28 protein-coding genes are annotated in these 24,903 nt (G+C 63.6%); 11 read left to right on the top strand and 17 right to left on the bottom strand.

Annotation, left to right across the window (positions count from 1 at the left end; all coding sequences use genetic code 11):
- Window positions 1–4 precede the first annotated feature (4 nt).
- The gene (locus tag JMY29_RS04450) at window positions 5–664 is read right to left on the bottom strand and encodes a cyclodeaminase/cyclohydrolase family protein (protein WP_189076065.1); all 660 of its coding nucleotides are present in this window, start codon (window positions 662–664) and stop codon (window positions 5–7) included.
- Between the two features lie 102 nt (window positions 665–766).
- Between JMY29_RS04450 and JMY29_RS04445 the strand changes: the two genes are divergently transcribed.
- Window positions 767–1,999, top strand: a complete 1,233-nt coding sequence (locus JMY29_RS04445) for an amidohydrolase (protein ID WP_189076066.1) — start codon at window positions 767–769, stop codon at window positions 1,997–1,999.
- An 86-nt stretch (window positions 2,000–2,085) separates the two neighbouring features.
- Here the strand turns inward: JMY29_RS04445 and JMY29_RS04440 are convergent, their stop codons facing one another.
- Both JMY29_RS04440 and JMY29_RS04435 read right to left on the bottom strand, forming a co-directional pair.
- Window positions 2,086–2,301: a hypothetical protein gene (locus JMY29_RS04440; protein WP_018780139.1), complete on the bottom strand. Its 216-nt coding sequence runs from the start codon at window positions 2,299–2,301 to the stop codon at window positions 2,086–2,088.
- A 110-nt stretch (window positions 2,302–2,411) separates the two neighbouring features.
- Window positions 2,412–3,416, bottom strand: coding sequence for an NAD(P)/FAD-dependent oxidoreductase (locus tag JMY29_RS04435; RefSeq protein ID WP_189076067.1), 1,005 nt, complete (start codon window positions 3,414–3,416; stop codon window positions 2,412–2,414).
- Window positions 3,417–3,518: 102 nt separating this feature from the next.
- Between JMY29_RS04435 and JMY29_RS04430 the strand changes: the two genes are divergently transcribed.
- Complete coding sequence (locus JMY29_RS04430; protein ID WP_189076068.1) at window positions 3,519–4,121, top strand: helix-turn-helix domain-containing protein; 603 nt, start codon at window positions 3,519–3,521, stop codon at window positions 4,119–4,121.
- Here JMY29_RS04430 and JMY29_RS04425 read toward each other — a convergent pair.
- Window positions 4,118–4,420 carry a helix-turn-helix domain-containing protein gene (locus JMY29_RS04425; protein ID WP_018780142.1) on the bottom strand — a complete coding sequence of 101 codons (303 nt, stop codon included), beginning with the start codon at window positions 4,418–4,420 and terminating at the stop codon, window positions 4,118–4,120. The two genes, JMY29_RS04430 and JMY29_RS04425, sit on opposite strands and share 4 nt — an antisense overlap.
- A 69-nt stretch (window positions 4,421–4,489) precedes the next feature.
- Between JMY29_RS04425 and map the strand changes: the two genes are divergently transcribed.
- The 4 genes from map to JMY29_RS04405 all read left to right on the top strand — a co-directional run bounded on the left by map (window position 4,490) and on the right by JMY29_RS04405 (window position 9,071).
- A complete protein-coding gene (gene map / locus JMY29_RS04420) occupies window positions 4,490–5,269 on the top strand; it encodes a type I methionyl aminopeptidase (RefSeq protein WP_189076069.1) in 780 nt (259 codons plus the stop codon).
- Window positions 5,270–5,457: 188 nt separating this feature from the next.
- Complete coding sequence (locus JMY29_RS04415) at window positions 5,458–6,486, top strand: nitrilase-related carbon-nitrogen hydrolase (protein WP_039239928.1); 1,029 nt, start codon at window positions 5,458–5,460, stop codon at window positions 6,484–6,486.
- On the top strand, window positions 6,483–7,508 hold the full coding sequence (locus tag JMY29_RS04410) for an agmatine deiminase family protein (protein WP_209783732.1): 1,026 nt from the start codon (window positions 6,483–6,485) through the stop codon (window positions 7,506–7,508). The genes JMY29_RS04415 and JMY29_RS04410 overlap by 4 nt, the downstream gene beginning before the upstream one ends.
- Before the next feature lie 12 nt (window positions 7,509–7,520).
- On the top strand, window positions 7,521–9,071 hold the full coding sequence (locus JMY29_RS04405; protein ID WP_079582818.1) for an APC family permease: 1,551 nt from the start codon (window positions 7,521–7,523) through the stop codon (window positions 9,069–9,071).
- A 92-nt stretch (window positions 9,072–9,163) separates the two neighbouring features.
- Here the strand turns inward: JMY29_RS04405 and JMY29_RS04400 are convergent, their stop codons facing one another.
- From JMY29_RS04400 to JMY29_RS04350, 11 genes are all read right to left on the bottom strand, one after another.
- Entirely contained in the window at window positions 9,164–9,709 is a 546-nt protein-coding gene (locus JMY29_RS04400) for an AMIN-like domain-containing (lipo)protein (RefSeq protein ID WP_055975249.1), read from the bottom strand.
- 216 nt (window positions 9,710–9,925) lie between these two features.
- Window positions 9,926–10,228 carry a DUF4193 domain-containing protein gene (locus JMY29_RS04395; RefSeq protein ID WP_018780148.1) on the bottom strand — a complete coding sequence of 101 codons (303 nt, stop codon included), beginning with the start codon at window positions 10,226–10,228 and terminating at the stop codon, window positions 9,926–9,928.
- Window positions 10,229–10,354: 126 nt separating this feature from the next.
- Window positions 10,355–10,570: a hypothetical protein gene (locus JMY29_RS04390; RefSeq protein ID WP_018780149.1), complete on the bottom strand. Its 216-nt coding sequence runs from the start codon at window positions 10,568–10,570 to the stop codon at window positions 10,355–10,357.
- Window positions 10,571–10,674: 104 nt separating this feature from the next.
- Window positions 10,675–11,874 (bottom strand): L-2-hydroxyglutarate oxidase, encoded by a 1,200-nt coding sequence (gene lhgO / locus JMY29_RS04385; RefSeq protein ID WP_189076070.1) that lies wholly within the window; start codon window positions 11,872–11,874, stop codon window positions 10,675–10,677.
- 137 nt (window positions 11,875–12,011) lie between these two features.
- Window positions 12,012–12,500, bottom strand: coding sequence for a DUF805 domain-containing protein (locus tag JMY29_RS04380; RefSeq protein ID WP_039239916.1), 489 nt, complete (start codon window positions 12,498–12,500; stop codon window positions 12,012–12,014).
- Between the two features lie 346 nt (window positions 12,501–12,846).
- Window positions 12,847–14,397: an o-succinylbenzoate--CoA ligase gene (gene menE, locus JMY29_RS04375; protein ID WP_079582811.1), complete on the bottom strand. Its 1,551-nt coding sequence runs from the start codon at window positions 14,395–14,397 to the stop codon at window positions 12,847–12,849.
- 11 nt (window positions 14,398–14,408) lie between these two features.
- Window positions 14,409–15,734 carry an MFS transporter gene (locus tag JMY29_RS04370; protein ID WP_079582809.1) on the bottom strand — a complete coding sequence of 442 codons (1,326 nt, stop codon included), beginning with the start codon at window positions 15,732–15,734 and terminating at the stop codon, window positions 14,409–14,411.
- A gap of 44 nt (window positions 15,735–15,778) precedes the next feature.
- Entirely contained in the window at window positions 15,779–16,234 is a 456-nt protein-coding gene (locus tag JMY29_RS04365; protein ID WP_079582806.1) for a MaoC family dehydratase, read from the bottom strand.
- A gap of 37 nt (window positions 16,235–16,271) precedes the next feature.
- Window positions 16,272–17,477 (bottom strand): acyl-CoA dehydrogenase family protein, encoded by a 1,206-nt coding sequence (locus tag JMY29_RS04360; RefSeq protein WP_079582803.1) that lies wholly within the window; start codon window positions 17,475–17,477, stop codon window positions 16,272–16,274.
- 1 nt (window position 17,478) lies between these two features.
- Window positions 17,479–18,369 carry a 4-hydroxyphenyl-beta-ketoacyl-CoA hydrolase gene (locus JMY29_RS04355; protein ID WP_018780157.1) on the bottom strand — a complete coding sequence of 297 codons (891 nt, stop codon included), beginning with the start codon at window positions 18,367–18,369 and terminating at the stop codon, window positions 17,479–17,481.
- Between the two features lie 2 nt (window positions 18,370–18,371).
- The gene (locus JMY29_RS04350; RefSeq protein WP_189076071.1) at window positions 18,372–19,325 is read right to left on the bottom strand and encodes an SDR family NAD(P)-dependent oxidoreductase; all 954 of its coding nucleotides are present in this window, start codon (window positions 19,323–19,325) and stop codon (window positions 18,372–18,374) included.
- A gap of 139 nt (window positions 19,326–19,464) precedes the next feature.
- Here JMY29_RS04350 and JMY29_RS04345 point away from each other — a divergent pair, with 139 nt between their 5' ends.
- Window positions 19,465–19,923, top strand: coding sequence for a MarR family winged helix-turn-helix transcriptional regulator (locus tag JMY29_RS04345; RefSeq protein WP_018780159.1), 459 nt, complete (start codon window positions 19,465–19,467; stop codon window positions 19,921–19,923).
- Window positions 19,924–20,184: 261 nt separating this feature from the next.
- Window positions 20,185–20,916, top strand: a complete 732-nt coding sequence (locus tag JMY29_RS04340) for a DUF72 domain-containing protein (protein ID WP_079582797.1) — start codon at window positions 20,185–20,187, stop codon at window positions 20,914–20,916.
- A gap of 11 nt (window positions 20,917–20,927) precedes the next feature.
- Here the strand turns inward: JMY29_RS04340 and JMY29_RS04335 are convergent, their stop codons facing one another.
- Window positions 20,928–21,389: a GatB/YqeY domain-containing protein gene (locus JMY29_RS04335; protein ID WP_039239905.1), complete on the bottom strand. Its 462-nt coding sequence runs from the start codon at window positions 21,387–21,389 to the stop codon at window positions 20,928–20,930.
- Between the two features lie 139 nt (window positions 21,390–21,528).
- Here JMY29_RS04335 and JMY29_RS04330 point away from each other — a divergent pair, with 139 nt between their 5' ends.
- Window positions 21,529–21,813 carry a DUF3040 domain-containing protein gene (locus tag JMY29_RS04330; RefSeq protein WP_079582795.1) on the top strand — a complete coding sequence of 95 codons (285 nt, stop codon included), beginning with the start codon at window positions 21,529–21,531 and terminating at the stop codon, window positions 21,811–21,813.
- On the opposite strand, the gene JMY29_RS04325 is transcribed toward JMY29_RS04330, so the two are convergent.
- The gene (locus JMY29_RS04325; RefSeq protein WP_189076096.1) at window positions 21,799–23,094 is read right to left on the bottom strand and encodes an NAD(P)/FAD-dependent oxidoreductase; all 1,296 of its coding nucleotides are present in this window, start codon (window positions 23,092–23,094) and stop codon (window positions 21,799–21,801) included. The genes JMY29_RS04330 and JMY29_RS04325 overlap by 15 nt on opposite strands.
- Window positions 23,095–23,219: 125 nt before the next feature.
- Between JMY29_RS04325 and JMY29_RS04320 the strand changes: the two genes are divergently transcribed.
- Window positions 23,220–24,005, top strand: a complete 786-nt coding sequence (locus JMY29_RS04320) for a histidine phosphatase family protein (protein ID WP_189076072.1) — start codon at window positions 23,220–23,222, stop codon at window positions 24,003–24,005.
- The gene (locus tag JMY29_RS04315) at window positions 23,983–24,903 is read left to right on the top strand and encodes an NAD(P)H-hydrate dehydratase (RefSeq protein WP_189076073.1); all 921 of its coding nucleotides are present in this window, start codon (window positions 23,983–23,985) and stop codon (window positions 24,901–24,903) included. The genes JMY29_RS04320 and JMY29_RS04315 overlap by 23 nt, the downstream gene beginning before the upstream one ends.

Here is a 24,903-nt window from a genome sequence, read left to right as displayed (position 1 = left end):
GAAGCTACACCGCTTCCGTGGGTGCCGCCTTCGTGTCGACGCCGGCAGTCAGTTGGTCGATTCGCTCCAGGGCGTCGCTGAGCCGGCCGACCGTTGTCCACAGCCCAGGCTGCTGATCCCTGACCTCCTCGAGGGAAGTCCCCGCGGAGGTCAGGGAAGCGAGGTCGAAGCTCACGTTGGTCCTCGCCCCCGCTATGGCGGCCCGCAGCGCACCGAAACCCACCACGACGTCGGCGACGAGGGCCGGGTTCCCGTGGGAAGCGAGCCAGCCGAGATCTTCAATGGCGTCGATTGCCCGTTCACCCAGGACGGCGGAGGCCTTGGCTGCGTCCACGGAGGCTTGGTGGATGGCTTCTTCGCGTTCCGGTCCGGGGTCGAGGCGGAAAGCAGCCCCGAAGGCGTTGGAGGCAGATGCGTCCTCGTCCGCGAGCCGGAGAGCCGCTTCCCTGAGCTCACGGGCCCTGGCATGGATAGCGGAAAGCTCGTCACGCTGCTGCCCCTCGGCTTCCGTGTACCCGGCCACCATTGACGTCAAGGCAGCCGCAATGGATAGCATCACCCCGGTGCCGGCGCCGCCCCCGGGCGAGCCGCTCGACTCTGCCAGGGCTGCGGTCCAGTCCTCAACCGTGGAGTGCTGCGTGGTGGCGGGTTCGGAATTCGTCATGCCATCAAGTGTGCCGTGACAGCCAGGTTCGCACACACAGGGTTCGCACAAAGCGGATGGATACACTGGCCAGACCGAAGGCGTCGAACGAAGGGTAAACCCATGACCATTGACCTCGAAGAGCTTTACAAAGACCTGCACGCCAACCCGGAGCTGTCCTTCCAAGAGACCAGGACCGCCGGGATCGCAGCCGGGCACCTGGAGAATCTTGGCTTCACCGTCCACCGCAACATCGGCAAGACCGGCGTGGTGGGCACCCTTGAGAACGGAGCCGGGCCGGTCGTCATGCTCCGGGCCGACATGGACGCCCTCCCGGTCAAGGAGTCAACGGGACTGGACTACGCAAGTACTGCCATGGGTGTCGACCCTGACGGAAACGATGTTCCGGTCATGCATGCGTGCGGACACGATGTCCATGTCAGCTGCCTCGTGGGAGCAGCAGAAGCGTTGGCCGGACAACGTGACCGGTGGCAAGGCACACTGATCGTCGTGTTCCAGCCCGCCGAGGAATGGGGTGGCGGTGCGCAGGCGATGGTTGGCGACGGCCTCTATGACGTCGTGCCGAAGCCCGATGTAGTGCTCGGACAGCATGTGGCCCCCTTCCCCGCCGGATGGTTCGGCATCCGGGCCGGCGTCACCATGGCCTCCGCAGACTCCCTCAACATCACCTTGCACGGCCGCGGCGGGCACGGATCGCGCCCGGAAACCACCATTGATCCGGTGGTGATGGCCGCCGCTGCCACCATCCGCCTGCAGGGCATCGTGTCGCGTGAACTCGCCGCCAGCGACTCCGCCGTGGTCACCGTAGGGCAGATCCACTCCGGTACCAAGAACAACATCATCCCCGAGACGGCAACCCTCGGCCTCAGTGTCCGCACCTTCAGCGATTCCACCAGGGACAAAATCCTCGCTTCGATTGAGCGCATTGTGCACGGGGAATCAGCGGCATCCGGCGCCCCCAAGGACCCGGAGATCCATTTCGAAGAGCACTTCCCGCTGACAGTTAACGACGAGTCGGCAGCAGGCAGGATTACAGCAGCCTTCAAGGCCAGGTTCGGCGAGGCACAGGTCATTGATCCCGGGCCCGTATCCGGCAGCGAAGACGTAGGAGCCTTGGCAAAGGGCGCCGACGCACCGTTGGTGTTTTGGTTCCTCGGCGGCGCCGACCCTGCCCTGTTCCGCGAATGGGCGACGACGGGGCGCCTCCCCGAAGATATTCCCTCGAACCACTCACCCTACTTCGCGCCCCTGATCCAGCCCACGCTGGCCAAGGGAACGGAAGCATTGGTCACAGCCGCTCTGGAGTACCTCGGTTCAACAGGCGGAAACAACTAGCCTGCGCGTGGACGGGCACACGGGAAAGGCGCCGGCAGACCGGCGCCTTTTTCGTGATCTTCTACTCGTTCCAGTCCAGGCGGGGCCTAGACCTTCTCGTGGATGCGGTCAACCTTCGGTTCGTAAACCACAGGTTCCCTGCGACGGCGTGCCAGGAAAGTCCAGAGTGTCCCTTCCGATGCCTGGCGGGTCTCCGCCGGGGCAACCGGTTCCTTCCTGGCCTCTTCAGTTGTGGTCTCGGGCTTGCGCGCGGAGTCCTTCTTCGTGCGCCGCTCGAAGTCGTCATAGTACGCGTAGCACATACAACCTCCCTTAGTGGCGTTCTTTAATAGTCCTCGCACTCCAGCCGCACGTCGACCACTTTTTTGCAGTCGACCACTTTTCTGCAGGGTTTCCGTTCAGCTTGTGGTGGTCACCGGGCGAGGCTGGACAGCCGCGCAACGTCCACCGCCAACCTGGTTTCCTCCGCCACCAAGTGGGCGTTGATGGCGGCCCCGGCCATGACGCCCGAAGCGGCCGACGCCATGACCTGTCCCATCAGGTCCGCGACATTGCCCGCAGCCCAGACGCCGGGCACCGCGGTGGCCCCTCCCATGGGATTCACTTCCACGTGGTGCCCTACTCCCATGGGGTGTTCCACCACCGGGACGCCAAGCGACTCCAGCACTGCGGACCTTGCCTCCAGCCTGGTTGCCGTCACTACGGCCTCCAGCGGGATGACTGTTCCCGAGGCCAGGACGACGCCCCTCAACGCATCATCCTGGATGGCGAGTGACTCCACCTTGCCTTCCACCACGCTGATCGAGCGTGCAGCCAGCTGCTCCCACTCTGCGTCCGTCGGCTCCACCACGTCATTAAGGAACAGCGTGATGTTCGGGCTCCACTGCCTGAAGAGCATCGTCTGGTGCAACGCCATGGGAACAGAGCCCAGTATGCCGATCGCTTTGTTCCGGACCTCCCAGCCGTGGCAGTAGGGGCAATGCAGGACATCACGACCCCACCGCTCCCGGATGCCGTCGATGTCGGGCAGAACATCGGTCAGCCCCGTGGTCACAAGGATCCGGCGGGCCTTCACCGTCCGCCCATCGGCCAGTTCAACATCAAAGGAGAGCTCCGCGCCTTCCTCGGCCCCCGCCGTCGAGCGCGCTGCGACGGCGACGCCCGCGACGAAGTCCACCCCGTAGCCGCGTGCTTCTTCCCGCCCCATATCCAACAATTCCCTGGGATCAATGCCGTCCCTGGACAGGAAACCATGGACCCCGGCAGCCGGCGCGTTCCGCGGCTCGCCGGCGTCGATCACCAGGACGGACCGGAGGGCCCTGCCAAGCGTCACTGCGGCACTTAACCCAGCTGCGCCACCTCCGATCACCACAACCTGGTACTCGTCCGCGGTTTCCGTCTTCGTATCTCTGCTCACTGTGCCTCCGTCGACTCGTTGCGGCCTTCCGCCGCTCCTACCATCCTTGGTCGATGTCGACAGAAGCGGCAAGAAAAATTGCCACTATGGCAAACTGGGGACATGGCAAAGGATTTCAGCGCAATGCTCGACGCCGTCGGCCCGCGCCTGCGCGCGATGCGGACCCAACGGAACCTGACGCTGGCAGAGGCATCGGAAGGCACGGGGATCTCGGTGAGCACGCTGTCCCGCCTGGAGTCGGGCCAGCGCAAACCCACCCTGGAACTGTTGCTGCCGATTGCACGGCTTCACCAAGTACCTCTTGAGGAGTTGATCGACGCCCCGGAAACGGGCGACCCCCGCATCCATCTCAAGCCACACGTCCATCATTGGGGCACCGCGCTGCCCCTCACTCGCCGCCCCGGCGGAATCCAGGCCTTCAAGATGGTGCTGAAAGCCGGAACGGGCAAGGAAATTCCAGACCCGCAATCCCACGACGGCTACGACTGGATGTACATCCTCAATGGGAAACTGCGGCTGGTCCTGGGCGGGAACGACTTCATCCTTAAACCCGGGGAAGTGGCGGAATTCGACACCCGCACCCCACACTGGTTCGCCAGCGCTACCTCTGAACCGGTGGAACTGCTCACCCTGTTCGGCCAGCAAGGCGAGCGCCTGCACGTCCGGGCACGGCCCAAGCGACAGGACCAGCAGGCGGAAATCTAGGAAGCCAGGAACTCCCGGGCATTGCGGCGCGACACGGCGGGGTCCGCTCCGGCGTCGGGCTGGTTGATCTCGGACCACACCTCATCGAGCGAAAGTCCAAGAACATCGGCAATGGCCGCCACCGTGGGAAAGGCGGGAGTGGCAACCCTTCCCGACTCGATTTTGCGCAGCGTTTCGGGGGAAACACGGGCGTCGAGGGCGATCTCCAGCATGGAGCGTGCGCCCCGCGCACGGCGGAGCAGGGCACCGAGACGCTGTCCGCGCTCGGCCTCTGCGGGTGTGAGCGGCAACCTGACCATGGCTCCAATTGTAATACCGGGATAATATGGCCGGGATAGTTATTGGCATCAACCCCGGAAAGGTCCCCTATGATCGAGATCCTCAGCGCCAGCGAACTAACCCGCGCCCGGGCTGCAGGGACCCTGGTGGCCAACATCCTGCACACGCTCAAGAGCCGATGCACTGTTGGCACCAACCTCCTGGAGCTCGACGCGTGGGCCAAGGCCATGATCCTCGAGGCCGGCGCGGTGTCCTGCTACGTGGACTACGCGCCATCGTTTGGGCGCGGCCCCTTCGGCCACTACATCTGCACAGGCGTCAACGACGCCGTCCTCCATGGACTGCCGCGGGACTACGCGCTTGCCGACGGCGACCTGCTGACCCTTGACCTGGCCGTCTCCCTGAAAGGGATCGCAGCAGACTCTGCCATCAGCTTCATCGTCGGCGACGCGAAGCCCGCCGAAAGCGTGGCCATGATCGAGGCAACCGAACGCGCCCTGCGTGCCGGCATAGCAGCGGCGCGGCCCGGCGCGCGGATCGGCGATCTGTCCTACGCCATTGGCTCCGTCCTCGGCGAGGCAGGATATCCCGTTAACACGGAGTTTGGCGGCCACGGAATCGGCTCAACCATGCACCAGGAACCGCATGTGCCCAACATGGGACGCCCTGGCCGCGGCTACAAGCTGCGCCCTGGCTTGCTGCTCGCTTTGGAACCGTGGGTCATGGCGGATACCGCCCAGCTCGTGACCGATCCCGACGGCTGGACCCTCCGCAGCGTCACCGGCTGCCGGACGGCCCACAGCGAGCACACGATCGCCATCACCCCGGACGGAGCCGAGATTCTTACCTTGCCCAACGTGGCCGGCTAGGCTGCTCCCGGGACGGGACGGGGCGGTAGGGGCGCTCGGCCAGGGCGTCCGCAGGTGTGCTGGGTAGGGGTCCGGGCTGTCATAAATGATTGGCATTCGTTTTCCCCTTGCACTCCGGCGTGACTCGCGTCATACTAAATGAACGCTATTCATTTAGTGACTGTCGTCTCATCGGAGTACATGCCACCATGATTGAAATAACCCGCCTCGAAGCCCCGACTTCCCTGGCCCGCACCGAACCCTCCACGCGGACGCCGCTGCGCGTCGGCGTTGTCCAGCACCGCTGGCATGCCGACGAATCCGCCCTCCGCGCAGAACTTACCGAAGGCATCGAGCGCGCCGCCAAGCTGGGAGCCACTGTTGTTTTCCTGCCTGAACTGACGCTCTCCCGCTACCCCGCCGACACCCGGCCGGAGAACAACCCCGCGGCAGGCATCCGCCCATCGGACATCACCGAGGACCTCCTCACCGGACCCACCTTCACCTTCGCTGCCGAAGCTGCCAGGAAGTTCGGCGTCTCGGTCCACGCATCCTTGTACCAGCGGGCTGAGAACCCGGATGGCACTGACGACGGCCTCGGCCTGAACACCGCGATCCTGGTCTCCCCCGCCGGGGAACTCGTAGCCCGCACCCACAAGCTGCACATCCCCGTCACCGCCGGCTACTACGAAGACAAGTTCTTCCGCAAGGGCCCGGAAGCCGAGGATGCCTACGCAGTGTACGCACCGGCTGAACTCGGCGGTGCACGCCTGGGCATGCCCACCTGCTGGGACGAATGGTTCCCCGAACTCGCCCGGATGTACTCCCTGGGCGGAGCTGAGATCCTGGTCTACCCCACCGCAATCGGCTCCGAACCGGACCACCCAGACTTCGACACGCAGCCGCTCTGGCAGCAGGTCATTGTGGGCAACGGCATCGCCAACGGCCTGTTCATGATCGCGCCGAACCGCTACGGCAACGAAGGCACCCTGAACTTCTACGGCTCCTCCTTCATCTCCGATCCCTACGGCCGCATCCTGGTCCAGGCACCGCGGGACGAATCCGCCGTACTGGTCGCCGACCTCGACCTCGACCAGCGCAAGGACTGGCTCACGCTCTTCCCGTTCCTGGCCACGCGCCGCCCTGAAACCTATGGTCGCCTCACCGAACCGGTGGACCCCAACGCGCCCTTGGGAGCAAGCGCTGTCGCCACTGCCTACCAGGCGGTCTCCGCGTGAGCGTCTGGCGCATGCCGTCGGAGACGGCCCCGCAGGACCGCGTCTGGATGGCCTTCCCCACCGGCGGTTACACCTTGGGCGACACCGAGGAAGAGGCGCATGCAGCGCGCTTCACCTGGGCCGCCGTCGCGAATGCCGTCCTTGAGTTCGAGCCGGTCACCATGGTGGTAGCGCCCGACGACGTCGAAACAGCCGCGCGCTACCTGGACCCCCGCGTCGAGGTACTCACCGCGGAACTGAACGACGCCTGGATGCGGGACATCGGACCGTCGTTCGTGTTGGATGCGAACAAGCAACTCGGCGCCGTGGACTGGATCTTCAACGGCTGGGGCGCCCAGGACTGGGCGGCGTGGGACAAGGATTCGCAGATCGCTGCCAACATCACCGGCCGTGCCAACGCCACACACCTCCCCTCGGGAATCGTGAACGAAGGCGGCGGCATCCAGGTTGACGGCGAAGGCACCGTCCTTGTCACCGAGACCGTACAGCTTGACGAGGGCCGCAACCCCGGCCTGACCAAGTCCGACATCGAGGAAGAGCTCGCCCGCACCATCGGCGCTACCCACGTGGTGTGGCTGCCGCGCGGCCTCACACGCGATTCGGAGAAGTTCGGCACGCGCGGCCATGTGGACATCGTGGCCGCCATCCCCTCCCCGGGCACACTCCTTGTCCATTCCCAGCAGAACCCTGAGCACCCCGATCATGCGGTGTCCCGGGAGATCATCGACTTCCTGCGCACCACCCATGACGCAGCCGGACGGGACTGGAACATCATCGAAGTTCCGGCACCCGAAACCCTCACTGACGACGAGGGCTACGTGGACTACAGCTACATCAACCACTTGGTAGTCAACGGTGGGGTCATTGCGTGCAGCTTCAACGACCCCATGGACGAGAAAGCGCTCCGCATCCTCGCCGATGCCTACCCCGGACGCCGCGTTGTCAGTGTTGACGCGCGCGAACTCTTCGCCCGGGGCGGCGGCATCCACTGCATTACGCAGCAACAGCCTTCGGCCATCTAGAAAGGGCCCTCCATGAGCCAGACAATCCGCGCCGGTGCTTCCAAAAGCACCGGAGCCGCTGCAGAGTCGCACAACATCAGCGGCAAGGGACTGAAGACGGGGCAGTTGGGGCTCCTCGCCGTCGTCGTTCTTGGCATTTCAACCATCGCCCCGGCGTACACGCTCACCGGTGCGCTCGGTCCAACAGTCAACGAAGTCGGGCTGCAGTTGCCCGTCATCTTCCTGATCGGGTTCATTCCGATGATCCTGGTATCGCTGGCCTACAGGGAGCTCAACGCAGACTCCCCGGACAGCGGCACCACTTTCACCTGGGTCACCAAGGCATTCGGACCCTGGGTGGGTTGGATGGGCGGTTGGGGCCTGCTCGCAGCCAACATCATTGTCCTGTCCAACCTGGCCGGTGTAGCGGTGGACTTCTTCTACCTTTTCCTCGCCCAGGCCACAGGTTCCCCTGAGCTGGCCGACCTCGCCTCGAACAAGCTGCTGAATGTGGCCACCTGTTTTGTCTTCGTGGCACTGGCCGTGTGGATCAGTTACCGCGGCCTGCACACCACCAAGATCGTCCAGTACGGGCTGGTGGGTTTCCAGCTGCTGGTTCTGGGCTTGTTCGTGGCCATGGCATTCGCCAACTGGTCCACGTCCGAGACCGCTGTTCCCTTCAGCTGGGATTGGTTCGACGTCACGAAAGTCGAGACCTTCGGCCAGATCGCCGCCGGCATTTCGCTGTCCATCTTCGTGTACTGGGGTTGGGATGTCTGCCTCACCGTGAACGAGGAAACCGCCAACGGCAAGAAGACCGCGGGCGCCGCCGGAACCCTCACGGCGGTAATCGTCCTGGGGATCTACCTGCTGGTGACCATCGCCACCATGATGTTCGCCGGCGTCGGCGACACCGGAATCGGGCTGAACAACCCCGAGAACCACGCCAACGTGTTCACGGCACTCGCTTCTCCGGTCATGGGGCCGTTCGCGATCCTCATGTCGTTGGCGGTGCTGTCCAGCTCGGCGGCTTCGTTGCAGTCCACGTTCACTTCGCCGTCACGGAGCCTGCTTGCCATGGCGCACTACGGCGCGCTGCCGGAACGCTTCAGCCACATGAGCAAGAAGTTTTCGACGCCGGGCTTCGCCACCATTGCGGCAGGCGTACTGTCCGCGGGCTTCTACGCCGTGATGCACGTGATCAGCGAGAACGTCCTCAACGACACCATCCTGGCCTTGGGCCTGATGATCTGCTTCTACTACGGACTGACGGCCATTGCTTGTGCTTGGTACTTCCGCAACAGCGTCTTCAGCAGCGCCCGCAACTTCCTCCTGCGCCTGGTGTGCCCTGTGCTGGGTGGTGTGGGCCTGTTCGTTGTGTTCCTGCAGACCGCGATGGACAGCTGGGATCCGGAGTTCGGCAGCGGCTCGGAGATCTTCGGGGTGGGCCTCGTGTTCATCCTCGGCATCGGGATCCTGGCCTTGGGTGCCGTCGTCATGCTGATCCAGTCCCGCATGCGGCCAGGGTTCTTCCGTGGCGAGACCATCCGGAAAGACACTCCCGCCCTGGTGGTGCCTGAGTAGCCGGGCGCGCCGAACAGCGAGAACGCCGGAAAGCGGCCAGTTCGCCGGAGCTATCCGGCGAACTGGCCGCTTTTGCGCGTTTTGGCAGTGTTTCACCAGTGATGGGCGACATCCACGACCAGCCGCGAGCCGCCGTCGGGTCCGTCCAGGGTGAAGACCCGGAACGGAAGCCTGGCACGGACACCCAAGCCGATGCTGGTAGTTCCTTCGAAACTCCCGGCGTAGACCACCTGACGGAACGTCTGGTAGCCCGATACGTTGGAGAGCTCGGCCTTGGCTGCCGGAACGTAGGTGGGCTGGCTGTACTGGTTGTACGACGGCGCCGTCACCACCACTTGCAGGTCGGCGTCACCGAGCACCGGGATGGGGAAGCCCGTTGCATCCTGGGTGATCACCGGAACGTACTGCACTGAATAACCGGCCACTTTCCCGGTCATGTCGATCACCAGTCGGTCGTAGCAGAGCTGTTGGCCCGTGCGGACATTGGTGACCTGCGCGGCGCTCATATCGGGGTCGGCCTTGGCCAGGGAACCCCAGGTGATGCCGCAATAGGAAGCCGCCGAGGCTGGCCCCGGTGCTGCCAGACCGAGCCCGGCCGCTGCCACAACAGCCGCCAAACCCGCTCCAATTTTCCTCATTTTTTGTGCCCCCTTCAGGCGAAGTTGATACTTCAACTGTAGGAGTGCATCCACGGGTTTTAGCGGGTTGTGGCCGCTTCGGAGCACAACCGTTAAGAGGACCCCCGTCAGGTTACGGGCGGGTCATCCGAAGCCGCTTCCGGCATCAATTCCGGGCCGTTTCAGTCGGCTTCAACCACGTTTTCGTGACCGAAGATAACGTGATCAGCGCGTTATTCAGCCTTCGCAGTCCTTGCAGAACTTAAGGCCGTTCTTTTCCAAGGCAATCTGCGACCGGTGACGGACCAGGAAACAAGACCCGCACGTGAATTCGTCCGACTGCTCCGGAACCACAACGACGGTCAGTTCCTCGCCCGAAAGATCGGCGCCCGGAAGGTCGATTCCTTCGGCGGTATCGACGTCTTCCACGTCGATGACAGCGGTCTGGGCACCGCCCCCGCGGGACGCCTGGAGAGCCTCAAGTGATTCAGCGGGAGACTCTTCTTCTGTCTTGCGCGGGGCGTCGTAATCAGTAGCCATTGAGGGTTCGCTTTCGTTGCTGCATAGTGCCTATTCCGGCACCTCAGTGAAGCAGTTTAGGGCATACTACCCGGCATCAACGAAAAGTGTGCTCAACGCAACATTGTGCAGCTTATAGCGCGGTTCCTACGTGGCCGTCGGCGGGCGTCCTGCGTGCGATTGGATGGCCTGGGCTCCTGCCACTGTCACCCCGCTCAGGGCTGGAAGCCATGTCCAATCCGAAGCCGACCCGTGCGGTCCTTCAGGCTCGGGACCGGCGCAATCCAGGACGTACGCGGCCTCGATCCAGCGGCCCAGGGAATCGCCGAGTCGGGTAGCAAGTGCGGCCAGTGAGGTGATCATGGAGCAAAGCTATCCACCCCGCATGTGGGCGCCGTTTCCGGATCGTCACGGGCTTGTTAACTCACGCCGCTCCCGACCCTCCCCGGCCAAACAGCCCTCGCCTGCTAGTCCGCCAGCGCCTGCTCAACGATGTACTCGGCGATCGCCATGGACGAAGTAGCCCCGGGCGACGGCGCGTTCCGCACCAAAACGGTGTCCCGGCGTCGTGCGATGACAAAGTCGTCCACCAGCGATCCGTCGCCGTTCATGGCCTGGGCGCGGACGCCGCGGGTGCCGGGTAGAACAGTGGTGCCCTCCAGGGACGGAACAAAGCGGACAGCTTCGCGGATGAATTTCTTTCGGCTCACCACGGTCTGGAATTCACGGACAGCCGACGGCACATTCTGCCGCGCAAAATTCCAAAAGCCCGGGAACAGGGCATAATCCAGGACATCGCGGACCTTGACATCCTTCCAGCCGTAGGATTCCCGGCCAAACGAAATGAACGCATTCGGTCCGAGCATCATTTCGCCGTCGATGCGTTTGGTCAGATGCACGCCCAGGAAGGGATGCCGGGGGTCCGGGACAGGATAGATAAGGCCCTTCACCTGCTCGCGGGCCGCGCGGTCCAGGAGAAAGTACTGCCCGAAGAACGGCACGATCCTCGGGTTCGCGGCCTCACCCGCCGCCTTCGCCAAACGGTCCGATTGCAGGCCGGCGCAGGCGACCACCAGGTCAAAGTGTTCACTGTCGTCCTTCGTATGGACAACCGCGCCACTCGCTTGCTGTTCCACCGACGTGACTTCCTGCCCAAGCCGGATGGTCCCTCCCGAGGCCCGAACGTCGTCGGCGAGCGCTTCGGTGATGGCCGAATAGTCGACGATCGCCGTTTCCGGCGAGTGCAAAGCGGAAAGCCCGACTGCGTTCGGCTCCACCTCGCTTATCCGGTCACCGCCCAGCATCCGTGCTCCGGGCACCCCGTTGGCTGTGGCGCGGGCAAAGATGTTGTCCAGGCGTTTTTGCTCTTCTGGCGTCTGGGCAATGACCAGCTTCCCGCAAGCTTCGTAGGGAAGGGCCTTCGCGGCGCAGAATTCCTGCAGCAGCTCCACTCCCCTGCGGCACAGCCGTGCCTTCAACCCGCCGGGTTCGTAGTACAGCCCTGCGTGGACCACCCCTGAGTTGTGGCCTGTTTGGTGGGCAGCGAGGCGCCCTTCCTTCTCATAAACGGTGACCTGGACGCCGTCGAGCTTGTTGGAAAGTTCCCGCGCAACCGCGACGCCGATGATCCCGCCGCCAACCACGGCGCAGCGCTTGATCGGTTTCATGGCTGGCTCTCCTCGTCATCGGGGTCGGTCCGCGTCAAGGACAGCATTTCACGGAGTGGTCGCGCGGGCACGCAGTGCGGGCACGAAAAAGGGGCTGCACACTAGGTGCCGCCCCTTTCTACGTGGTGCGTGGGTTACTACGCGGTCGGCTGGTCGAAACGCTGGCCGGCCGGGTTGGACGGCAGGAGCGAGAAGACCAGAAGGGCAAGGCCGCCCACAAACGGGATAAGTCCCAGCAGGGCCAGCCAGCCACTGAAGTTGCCGTCGTGCAGGCGACGAACCAGCAGCGCGATGGACGGGATCAGGACTGCCAGGTAGAAGACGAAGATCAGGATAAGGCCGACGATACCGCCAGGGCCGGGAACGTTTCCGGTGCTTGTAGTGGTTGAGCCTGCTGCGCCGAGAAGGCCGGTAAGGATCTGCAGGATAAAGCCCACGACGCCCAGTACGAGGGCAACCCACCAGTATTCACTGCGGCTGGCACGGCCCGAGAACGCGGCGTACTTCTTGAAGAAACGCTTGACGGCTGCACCGATCGGAGCGCCATAGTAGGGTGCCCACAGCGGCGGCTCGCCGGCTTGCGCTGCGTAGGGCTGGGTCTGTTGCGGTTGTTGCGGGTAGCTCATTGGTATATCCCCCGGGGTTTCGTTGTGATGAATGCGTACTCAGAGACGAGTCGACCCAATCGTAATGCCCCGAACGCTGTTTAGGCAGTTCGATGGACAAAATTAACCGGGATTTAGCCCAGTAACGGAATATGTCGCCCGAAAGCCGCATTCAACACCCGGAACGTGAGCACGCGTCCCACCCAAGCACGCGGAACGTGAGCAAGCGTCCCACCCAAACACCCGGAACGTGAGCACGCGTCCCACCCAAACACCCGGAACGTGAGCACGCGTCCCATCCAAGCACGCGGAACGTGAGCAAGCGGTCCCACCCAAACACCGGGAACGTGAGCAAGCGTCGGGAGGGCTACTGTGCGAAGTGCTTGCGGAGGTCGGTCTTCCTGATCTTCCCGCTGGCCGTGCGCGGCATCTCTTCCACGAACACCACGGACTTGGGGATCTTGTAGCGTGCCAATCGTCCGTCCAGATGCGAGCGCAGCTGCTCTTCGGTCAGGGCAGCACCCTCCCGCAAAGTCACGATCGCCCTCGGGACTTCGCCCCATTTCCCGTCGGCGACGCCGATAACGGCCACGCTTCCCACGGCGGGCAGTTCCGCAATGGCTGCTTCCACCTCGGCCGGGTAGATGTTCTCGCCGCCGGAAATGATCATGTCCTTGAGTCTGTCGGAGACGAATAAGAAGCCTTCCTCGTCCTGGTGTCCCATGTCCCCGGAGCGGAACCAGGAGGAGTCCGCGTAGCTGTCGGCAGTTGCCTCCGGCCGGTTCCAGTATTCCTTGATGACGTTGGGCCCGGAGATCTGGATCTCCCCCACTTCGCCCGCGCCCACGACGCTCCCGAACGGGTCAACGATCCGCACATCCGTGAAGAAGTGCGGCAAACCCGCTGATCCGGCCTTCACCTTGGAAGCGGAGACCGGGAGCATGGTGGCTCCTGGCGCGGTTTCGGTCATGCCGTAGCAGGCGGTGAATCCGATGCCACGTTCCTCATAGGCGTCCAGTACCCGCTGCGGAACGGCGGACCCGCCGCAGGTGAGTTTGTCCAGGGAGCTGAGGTCCGCCGTCGACCATGCCGGATGGTCGCAGAGCATCTGGAAGGTGGTGGGGACGCCGTTCAGGGTGGTGACCCTGTGCCGGCCCACCAGTTCCAGGACGCGACCGGCGTCGAACTTGGATTCGAGGACCACCGTGGCGCCCTTGAGCAGCATCGGGAGCAAACCCATGTCCAGGGATGCGACGTGGAAGAGCGGCGAAATCATGAGCGCTATGTCGTTGCGGCTCAGGTCCATGTCCACCACGGTATTGATGCAGTTCCAGGTGATGTTGCCGTGCGTGAGCAGCGCACCCTTCGGCTTCCCTGTGGTGCCGGAGGTGTAGAGGATCATGGCGGCGTCGTCCAGTGACACCGCAACATCCATCGCTGTACCGTCCGAGGCGCCAATCACCTCCTCATAAGGTTCGACGCCGGTCGGCAGCTTGACCGCGGACCCTTCAGGTCCGCCGTCGGGAGCCACCACAAACCGGTGGGTGACCGCAGTGTCAGCCACGGCGGCCGTCGCAACAGGCTCCAGGGCCGCGGCGTTGATGAGGATCCGGGCTCCCGAGTCCTGCAGCTGGAACTGAAGCTCGGGAGCGGCCAGGCGCGTATTCAGAGGCACGAAGATGGCGCCCACCAACCCGCAGGCAAAGAAGGTTTCCACAAAGGAGGGGTGGTTTTCCCCGAGGTAGGCAACGCGGTCTCCCTTGGCTACTCCCCTGTCCTTGAGGGCATTGGCCAGGTGATCGGCCCGGTTGGCCATTTCGAGGTAGCTCAGCTTCTGCTCACCGCAAACAAGTGCCGTTGCGCTTCCGGACTTGCTGCGGCGGCGGTGCAGCCAGGATCCAACTCCGTTGTTGTCCATGGTGGTTTCTCCTAACTGACCGTAGAGAGGTCGTTGTTCTTAGACTCCCGCGTCAGCAGGATGAAGACAATCGACACCAAGGACATGATGGACAGGAACACCACGACGGGGACGATGCTCTGGCCTGCGTCCTTATAGAGTCCGGCGACGATTCCGGGGGTGAAGCCCGCACCGATCAGGGTAGCCAGCTGATAGCCGACGGCAGCACCCGTGTAGCGGTTGGTGGTGCCGAACTGTTCCGATACGAACGCTGCAAGGGGTCCGTAGAGGGACGAGTGCAGGACGAGCGCCACCGTGAAGGCCAGGAAAATCAGGGCGATGTTGCCTGAGCTGAGCATCCCGAACATGGGGAACAGGTAAAGGATGAAGAGGGCCAAACCGGCGACCATCACGGGACGTCGACCGAAGCGGTCTGACAAGCGGCCGCCCAGGAGGACGAACAGGATGGAAATTGCCGAAGCTCCCGCGAAGGCATAAAGCACTCCCTGCTGCGGCGCGCCCTTGGAAACCGCGTAGGTGACGGAGAACGTGGGAAGCACTACCTGAAGGCCGAAGCCAGCAGCACCGGCAAACATGATCATGATGAGTGCTTTGGGGCGCTTCAGGACCTCCAGCAGCGGGATCTTCCGCTTGCTGCCTTGGGCGCTTTCCTTGGCTACGGCCTCGGCGAAGATCGGACTCTCGGAGACCCGGAGCCTGACGAACATGCCCACGATCAGCAGTACGAAGGAGAGCAGGAACGGCACGCGCCAGCCCCACGCCAGGAAGGCGTCTTGCGGCAGGGCGGAGAAAATGCCCATCACAACCGTGCCGAGTACGGCGCCTGTCGGCGCACCGGCGTTCACGAACGAGGCAGCGAAACCGCGCCGCTTGGGATCGGAATGTTCCAGCGCCATCAGCGCGGCGCCACCCCATTCACCCCCGACGGCGATGCCCTGGCAGACGCGCAGGAGCACCAGCAGCACGGCACCCCAAGGACCGATCACGCTGGATCCCGGGATCAAGCCGATCAGTGTGGACGCGACGCCCATCATGGCCATGGAAACGATCAACATTCCCTTCCGGCCGATTCTGTCGCCGAAGTGGCCGAAAATGATGCCGCCCAAGGGCCGGGCAACGTAACCGGCGGCGAACGTTGCGTAGGCAGCTACGACGCCCACCCATTCGTCCGTTCCGGCGAAGAACACCTTGGGGAAGGCAACCGCTGCCGCCGTCGCGTACAGCAGGAAGTCGTAGAACTCGATGGTGCTGCCCAGATAGCTGGAAAGGATGACCGTACGCGCTTCTTTACGCTTTGCGGCCGTGCTCGACTGTGCGAGCGCAGTGTGTCCTGACATGGCTGTTCCTTGGAAGAGGAGGGAAGTTGCTGGAAAGGGAGTGTTTATTTGTAGAAGCGTGCGAGGAATTCGGCCACGACGGCGGGCCGTTCCTGGCCTTCGATTTCGATGGTGGCGTTGACCTTGATCTGGGCGCCGCTCTTGACCTCGGTCACCTCGGCGATGCTGCCCTGCATACGGACTTTGGAGCCCACCTTCACCGGTGACGTGAAACGGACTTTGTCCAGGCCGTAATTGACCTTGGTGGTGACGCCGTCGACGTCGAACAGTTCGCCCCAGAACGGGATGATCAGGGACAGGGTGAGGAAGCCGTGGGCGATCGGTGCACCGAAAGGACCATCCTTGGCGCGTTCGGGATCAACGTGGATCCACTGCTGATCGTCCGTGGCATCGGCGAACAGGTTGATCTGCTGTTGGGTGATCTCCCGGTAGTCGGTGGTGCCGAGGTCCTTGCCGGACATGGTGAGCAGGGTGTCGAAATCGACGACGAGATTGGGCATCGTTGCCTCCTGGTTGTTGTGTTTTTGTGTGCGTTGTTCAGTGGGTGAAAGCACTCTCGCCCGTGAGGGCGCGTCCGACGATCAGTGCATTGATTTCGTGGGTGCCTTCGTACGAATAGACAGCTTCCGCGTCGGCATGGAAACGGGCGACGTCGGCGGCGAGCGTGATGCCGTTGCCGCCCACGACTTCGCGGGCCAGGGCGACGGTTTCGCGCATCATCAGGGACGTCTGCATCTTGGCCAGGGCGGAGTCCTGGTCCCGGTAGATGCCTTTGGCCTGATGTTCGGTCAGGCGGGTCACCAACGAGAGCGAGGCGGTGGTATTTCCGAGCATTCGCGCCAGCTTTTCCTGCACGAGTTGGAAGGACCCCAAGGAGCGTCCGAACTGCCGGCGTTCCCTGACGTAGGCAAGGGCGGCTTCGAAGGCACCGGCCTGGATACCGGTGGCGATCCACGCGACATCCGAGCGCATGGCCCGCAGCATCGCGGCCACGTCCTTGAAGGAATTTACGCTGTGCAGCCGCATGGCTTCCGGCACCCGGACGCCCTTCAGGGTGATGTGGGAGTTCTGCATCATCCGCAGGGACGTCTTGCCGTGGATCTTCTCCAAGCCGACCCCGGGAGCGGTCCGGTCCACGAGGAACCCCTTGACCTGTCCGTCGGCCACATCCCGGGCGAACACGCACAGCACATCCGCCGTGGAGGCTCCCCCGATCCAGCGCTTGGCGCCGTCCAAAACCCAGCCGCCGTCTCCCGGTTCAAAGCGTGCGGTGGTGGAAAGCCCTCCCGCGATGTCCGAACCGTGCTCCGGTTCGGTCAACGAGAAGACACCCTTGAGGGAGAAGTCCACAACGCCGGGCATCCACTCCTTCTGCTGTTCCTCGGAGGCCCCCACCCGGATTGCCGTCCGGAACAGGCCGGCCTGTGCCGTGTACCAGGTGGCCAGGGACGCATCGGTTCGGGCGAGCTCGAAAATCCGGAAACCGTGGAAGATTCCCCGCGCCGGATGTTCGAACGGCTCCATCAGATCAAGGTCGATCAGCGGCTGCGCCAACTGCTCCGGAAATTCCGCTCGCTCCCAGTACTCGGCCAACAGAGGCTTCGCCTCGGTGTCCAGGAACTCCCTCAGGCGGGCCAGCACTGTGCGTTCGTCCGTGGTGAGGAGAGCTTCAGCGTCGTACCAGTCAGCATCGCCGTAGAGCCGGGCACCCAGGCGAGCTTCCGTCGTCGTGCTTGTGGTCATCTCAGCTACCCAACCCGAGCAGCCGGACGGCGTTGTCCTTGAGGATCTTCGGGCGGACTTCGTCCTTCAAGGGCAGGTCGGCAAATGCGCCCAGCCACTTCTGCGGAGTGATCAGCGGGAAATCCGTCCCGAACAGCACCTTGTCCTGCAACACCGAATTCGAGGCCTTCACCAGCGATTCCGGGAAGTACTTCGGCGACCACCCGGAGAGGTCGATGAACACGTTGGCTTTGTGTGTGGCGATCGAATTTGCCTCGTCCTGCCACGGCACCGAAGGATGGGCCATGATGATCTGCAGCCCCGGGAAATCGGCCGCCACGGCGTCGAGCAGGAGCGGGTTCGAGTACGCCAGCTTGATGCCGTATCCCCCGGGAAGCCCGGCACCCATACCGTTCTGGCCCGTGTGGAAAATACACGGCAACCCCAGCTCCTGGAGCGTTTCCCAGAGCGGGTAGAACTGCTCGTTGGATGGGTCGAAGCCCTGGAGTGAAGGATGGAATTTGAATCCCCGGGCACCGAGCTCAACGGCCTGGTGCTTGGCTCCGGCGATCGCGTCCTCCCCCGTCCGCGGGTCCACGCTGCCGAACGGAATCAGAACATCGTTGTTCCGCCCGGCTCCGGCGATCAGTTCCGGGATGCTGTTGGGTTCGTGCTTTAGTTGCGTCCTGGCGTCGACGGTAAAGACGACGGCGGCCATGTTCAGTTCGCGGTACACCTCGGCGATCCTGTCCAGCGACGGGGTCCTGTCCTCGGCTTTGAAGTACTTGGCCGAGGCTTCCGTCAGGGCATCCGGGAGCGAGCCGTGGCCGCAGCTGTCCACTTCGAGGTGGACGTGCATGTCGATCGCATCAAGGGCTGCGGCGTCGATGCCGAGCTCGTATCGGTCAGCCATGATCAGCGGGCCTGTACCGCTTCGGGCTTGGCCGGCTCGGGCTGGAGTTCCTCGGGAAGGGGCAGGAATTCCTCACCGTAGCTCTGCAACGCATCCGGGCCGAAGAGTGATCCGGCGTTCTCCACCAGTGCTTCGTAGCTCCAGCCGCCGTCGCGGTATTCGGTGGTTGCCGCCGTCGGGTGCGTCCAGACCTGCAGCCGGTCACCACCGGCACCGATCGCTTGGCCGGTAATGCCGGCCGCCTCATCCGAGGCGAGGAAGGCGATGAGCCCGGCGACGTCGTCGGCAGTTCCGAAACCGAGGTCATGACGGAAGAACGACGGCATAGCCTCGCCACGCTCGTCAGATTCGACGGCCTTCTGGAAATAAGGGACCGTCTTGGTCATGGCCGTAGCCGCCACAGGGATCACGGAGTTGACCGTCACGCCGGCCCTCTTCATCTCCAGCGCCCATGTGCGGACCATGCCCACGATCCCGGCCTTCGCAGCCGCGTAATTGGTCTGCCCGAAGTTGCCACGCTGGCCCGTCGGCGAACCGATAGTGATGATCCGGCCCGCGACGTTGTTTTCCTTGAAGTACGCGAAGGCCTCACGGACGCAGGTGAACGTGCCCTTCAAGTGGACGTTGATGACAAGGTCGAAGTCCTCGTCGGTCATCTTCAACAGGCTCTTATCGCGGAGGATTCCTGCGTTCGTGACCAGGATGTCCAAGCGACCGAAGGTCTCCACGGCACCGGCGACCAGTGCCTTGGCGGCATCCGTGGTGCCCACCGGAACGACGACGGCGGTGGCCCGGCCGCCGTCGGCCTCGATCTGCGCGACTGCTTGCGCTGCGGTCTCAGCGTTCACGTCATTAATGACGACGGCGGCACCCTGGCGGGCGAGCTCCCTCGCGTAAGCGAAACCAAGACCCTGTCCACTCCCGGTAACGATTGCAACCTTGCCGTTCAAGCTCATGGCGTGCTCCTTCGCATGCAGTAACCGGCCGGAGCCGGTGGGGCCGATCCCACTGCGTCGTGAGATCCTTGTCATGATCAATGAGAATACGGATCATTGAAAAAGTCAACGATTGTTTTTCATTACTATTGGAGTTGTCATGGGCCCGCAAAGCACCGAAGTGGAAACCCCGCGCCTGGCCGAGGCCAAAATCGGCAACGATGTGGGCCTGTTGCTGGCCAAACTGCACGCGACAGGCTCCCTTCTGAACAACAAGGCACTGGCGGATTACGGGCTTCGTGAGCGGTCCTTCTCCGTGCTGACACTTGCCTGCAGCGGCCTGGAACCTACGCAGCGCGAGCTCGCCGATTTCCTCAGCCTGGACCCCAGCCAAGTGGTCAGTCTGGTTGACGACCTTGAACACCGCGGCCTGGTTAAGCGGGCGCAAGGCAAGCAGGACCGGCGGGCCAAGATCATCGTTTCCACCGCGGAGGGCCGCCGGATCCACAACAAGGCCCGGGCTGCGCTTGAGGTGTGCGAGCAAACGCAGCTGGCAGCGCTCAGCGAGGACGAGAACACGCAGCTGCGGGCACTGCTGAAAAAGGCGCTGTGGGGCTAGGAGCAATGACGACGTCGACTTCCTCGGCCGGCCGGACTCCTACGCCATCGATCCAGCCCTTCCGATTGCGCGGGGCACCCACTCCGTGAGAGGACTGCCAGGTGCATTTGCTGACGCCTCCCGAAGTTCTGACGAGCAGCCCCGCAGAGCACGCCAGCGGGAAGTAGCAATTGTTGCCGATGACCTCCGCGCGCTAATGGCGAGGACCGCTGGAAACGGAACCGTGCGTTAAGAAACCACCCACAGGGGTACATCCTCACCATGGGCATCCACATCGGCACATCGGGCTGGAGCTACGATCACTGGGAAAGCGTGCTCTATCCCCCGGGACTGCCCGCCTCCAAGCGGCTGGCCCACTACACTGCGCGGTTCACCACCGTGGAACTCAACGCGAGTTTCTACCGCTGGCCCCGGGACACCACCTTCGCGGGTTGGCGGAACCGCCTGCCGGAAGGCTTCGCGATGTCGGTCAAAGCGCCGCGTGGCCTTACCCATGCCAAGAAGCTCTACAGCCCCGAGGTATGGGTGGAAAGAATCGTGCGCTGCTGGCACGAGCTCGGCGACAAAAGGGCGGTTCTGTTGGCGCAGTTGCCACCTGATTTTGCCCGTGATGATGCCCGGCTCGACTACTTCCTGGCCGCCCTGCCGCACTGGATCCGCGTCGCCGTCGAGTTCCGGCACGACAGCTGGGACCATCCGGACGTGTACGCGCTGCTGGAACGCCACCAGACCGCCTACTGCATCATGAGCGGCGCCAATCTGCCCTGCATCCTCCGGGCCACGGCTCCGTTCGTCTACATCCGCATGCACGGCCCGGACCACCAGCACCTCTACGGCGGCTCCTATTCGGACGACGATTTGAGGTGGTGGGCAGACAGGATCCGCGAGTGGAGCGGCGTCGGCAAGGACGTGTATGTCTACTTCAACAACGACGGCGGTGGTAACGCCGTGCGCAACGCTGACACTCTGCGGTGGCTGCTTGGGGTCAACTGACCCGGTGGCGGTCAGGCCAAGCGGGCGCGCACGATCTCGCTGACGGTCTTGCCATCGAAACGTCCTGCGACCTTCGCGGTAACAGGCTTCATGACGGCACCGATGGAGCGCATTGAGAGTTCCTGGCCTTCAGCTTTCAAGGCATCAATGGTTTCCTCCACGATGGCCTCAACCTCTTCACGGGTGAGCGCTTTGGGGAGGTAGGCCTCGATGATCTCCGCCTCGGCAACTTCGGCCGCTGCGCGGTCAGCTTCCCCCGCCTCGGTGTAGATCTTCGCCGTGTCCCGGCGCTTGGCGGCTTCCTTCTGCAGCAGCGAGGTGACCTGGGCGTCGTCGAGCTCCACTGGCGTCTTGCCTGACTTTTCACGGGTGGTGATTTCACCCAGGACATTGCGAACCGTGGTCAGGGCAACTTTGTTGCCGGCCTTCATGTGGTCGACGACGTCTGCCTTCAAGCGTTCTTTGAGTGTCATACTGCTCCTTGTTCGAATTCCTCCTGCTATCTTCCCAGCAGATCCCCACGGGCGCTCATTGCCGGCAAATTGACGCTTGCGATCTTAATAATCAGCATGCTTAGCTAATTTGGAAAACATAGCGCCGAGGAGGACCACTATGCCGCTTTCAGAACGCGAGCGCCGGGTTCTGCAGCAGCTCGAGCGGGAGCTCTTCATCCAGGATCCCCACCTCGCCCGGCAACTGGAATCCGGTGTCCCCGTGCGCGGCCCCATCCACCCGCGCCTCCGTGACGTCATGGCCGCCGCTTTGGGAGTACTGCTGGTCCTGATGGCGATACCTCTGCACGTACCCCTGTTTGGCGTGGCCGGCACACTTCTTGGGGTTCACGCGGTGTTGTCCCACCGCAACTACAAGAAACAGGCCCCCTCAAGATTCCTTTGACGGTGCCGGCACAGGCGGCCCCTGCCCGGGAGGTTCCTTGTCCAAGGGTCCGCTGACCACCACTTGGGCGGGACTGTGCAGGAGATAGCCGTTGAGCCAGGAAAACAGTGCCCGGATCTTTTGCTGGAGCCCTGACAACAGGGCTAAGTGCACCAGCAGCCAGGACAGAAACGCAAAGAGGCCCTGAAGCTGAATGCGCTTGCGACCAAGTTCCGCCACTGCCGCACCGCGTCCCACCATCGCCATGTAGCCCTTGTCGACGTACCGGAAAGGCGTTCGGCTGCCGCCGCCAAGGTCAGCAAGGATGTTCTTGGCCGCCCATTTACCCGCCTGCTGGGCTACCGAGCCCAACTGCGGCAATTTGGCTCCCGTGGAGTCCGTGATGTTGGCAGCATCCCCAATGACGTAAACGCCATCCACGTCCGGCGCTGTCAGGTCCGGGTGGACATCGACACGTCCACCCCTCCCCTGGGCCAGCCCCGATCCGGCGACAATGCCGCCCGCTTTCAGGCCGCCGGCCCAAACGACGATCTGCCCCGGGACGGAGCTCCCGTCCGCCAAGGTGACACCATCAGGCCGGACCTCAGTGACACCCACACCCATGTGAAGCTGGACACCGACTTTCTGCAGGTGTTCGGTCGCGTACTTTTGGGACTTCTGGGAGAACATGTTCAACACGCTGGGAACCATGTCCACCAGGTGTACCCGGCAGCGGGCAGCCAGCTCGGGCGAGAAGTACTTCCGCACCACGTATTTGACGTTTTCAGCCATCGCTCCGGCTGTCTCTACACCTGTGGGACCGCCGCCGACCACCACCACATCCACGAAGCTGTCGGGATTCCCGTCAGCCTGGTCCAGCAAGCGGGTGAGCCCGCCGCCAAGTCTTGTTGCGTCTGTGACGGAGTACAGGGGGAAGGCCAATTCCTCCGCGCCCGGAGTGTTGAAAAAGTTCGGGACGGCCCCCACGGCAAGGACCAGGATGTCCGCCCGCAGGGTCTGCCCCTCGGACGTCGTCACTGTGCGTTGCGATGCGTCCACGGATTCCACTTTGGCAGTGAGGACCTTGACCGTTTTGAGGCGGCGAAACACAGAACGGAGTGGCCGGGCAATGGCCGACACCCCGATTTGGGACGTAGCAAGCTGGTAGAGGAGGGGCTGGAACTGGTGGTAGTTGTTCGAGTCGATGAGCAAGACCTGTACACCCTTGCGGCCGAGTTCCCTAGCTGCTGCAACGCCTGCAAATCCGCCACCGACCACAATGACCTGGTATGTGTCCTTAATGCGAGCAACATACTTCACCGGGGGTCCGGGCAACAGAGGTTCCCGATCCGTCGTCGCGTGTTTATTCTCTGGACCGGTGGGTACGCAGTGGGTAGTGTTCTGCATTCGGCAACGCACGCGGAGGGGTGGCTTTTGTGAACGAGGACGGTCTGACGGACGCCGTGCAGGAGGCCGGTGCCGTGGAATTATTGCTGGTCCGGCATGGTGAGAGCGAAGGAAACGTGGCGGCCACCGAGGCGCGGCTGGCAGGGGCGGAGGTCATTGCGGTCCCGGCCCGGGACCCCGACGTGAACCTCTCGGGCACCGGACAGGACCAAGCCAAAGCGCTTGGGACCGCGCTGGCCCGCATCGCCGAAGACATGAGGCCGGACGCTGTTGTCTCCTCCCCCTACGCCCGTGCCAGGCAGACGGCGGAAATAGCCGTCCAGACTGCCGGATGGCCAGTGAAGGTGCTCACCGACGAACGCCTCCGGGACAGGGAATTGGGCATCCTGGACAGGCTGACAAGCCTGGGCGTGGAAAACCGCTACCCGGATGAGGCCGAGCGGCGTCTGTGGCTGGGCAAGCTGTACTACCGTCCGCCCGGCGGTGAGTCCTGGGCCGATGTTGCCCTCCGGCTGCGCTCGGTGCTGGATGAACTCAACACCTTGGGCTCGGGCCAGCGGGTGATGCTGGTCTGCCACGATGCCGTCATCCTTTTGGTCCGCTACGTCCTGGAAGGCATGTCAGAAGAGGAGATCCTGGACCTCGCTGCGACGACGTCGGTGTTGAATGCCTCGATCACGCGCTATGTGCGTCCCACCGGCTCGGGGCCCTGGGAATTGGAGAGCTTTAACGTCGCCGACCACCTCACAGAGCAGGGTGTCACAGTCACCGAACACGCCGGAGATGCCAGTGTCCACCCCCAGTGAACCCACTTTGGTGACTCCGTCCCTTCTGCGGGACTGGCCACTGCCGGCCCCTGGCGGGGACAAGTATTCGCGCGGGGCAGTCCTGGTCATCGGCGGGGCACGCGCGACCCCCGGGGCGGCCATACTCGCCGGGACGGCGGCGCTGCGTGCCGGGGCGGGCAAAATAACCTTGGCCGTGGCCGAATCCGCGGCGGTGCAGGTGGGCGTAACCCTGCCGGAGTGCGGTTCACCCGGTCTTCCCGAAACAGCCGACGGGTCATTGACCGGAGAAGGGCTGGAGCGAATCGGATCCGACCTGGAGCGGGCCGACGTCCTGCTGATTGGGCCGGGGCTGGATGATCTGGATCTGGCCGGGACGATGCTGCGGGCGCTCTTGGAGCGGGAGGAATCCAACGGTCCCGCTGACGCTGCGGGCGGTCCCGCCGTCGTTCTTGACGCCTATGCCCTGGGGGCACTTGGGAAGGTTGAGTCGCTGCTGGGACCATGGCGTGGGCGCCTGATCCTTACCCCCAATCCCACAGAGGCCGGGGTCCTGTTGGGGAAGGATGTCGATGACCTGGAAGCTGCAGTGATGGACATTGCCCAACGGTTCGATGCCGTGGTGAGCTGCCAGGGATTCATCGCCGGCCCGCAGGGGATGTCGGATCAAGGATCCGGACTCTGGAAGATCACCACAGGCTACGGAGGGTTGGGAACCTCGGGCAGCGGGGACGTCCTGGCGGGTGCGATTGCCGGTCTCAGGGCCCGCGGAACCAGCGACGCCCAGGCCGCCTGCTGGGGTACCCATCTGCATGCAGCCGCTGCGGACCGCCTGGCCAGCAAACTGGGTCCCCTCGGATTCCTGGCCCGGGAGCTCGCCGACGAACTGCCGGCCCTGATGGTGGAACTGAACACCTGA

It is taken from the genome of Paenarthrobacter nicotinovorans, assembly GCF_021919345.1.
Lineage (GTDB): Bacteria > Actinomycetota > Actinomycetes > Actinomycetales > Micrococcaceae > Arthrobacter > Arthrobacter nicotinovorans.
The sequence above is the reverse complement of the archived record's forward strand: the minus strand, read 5'-3'. Positions and strand labels throughout refer to the sequence as shown.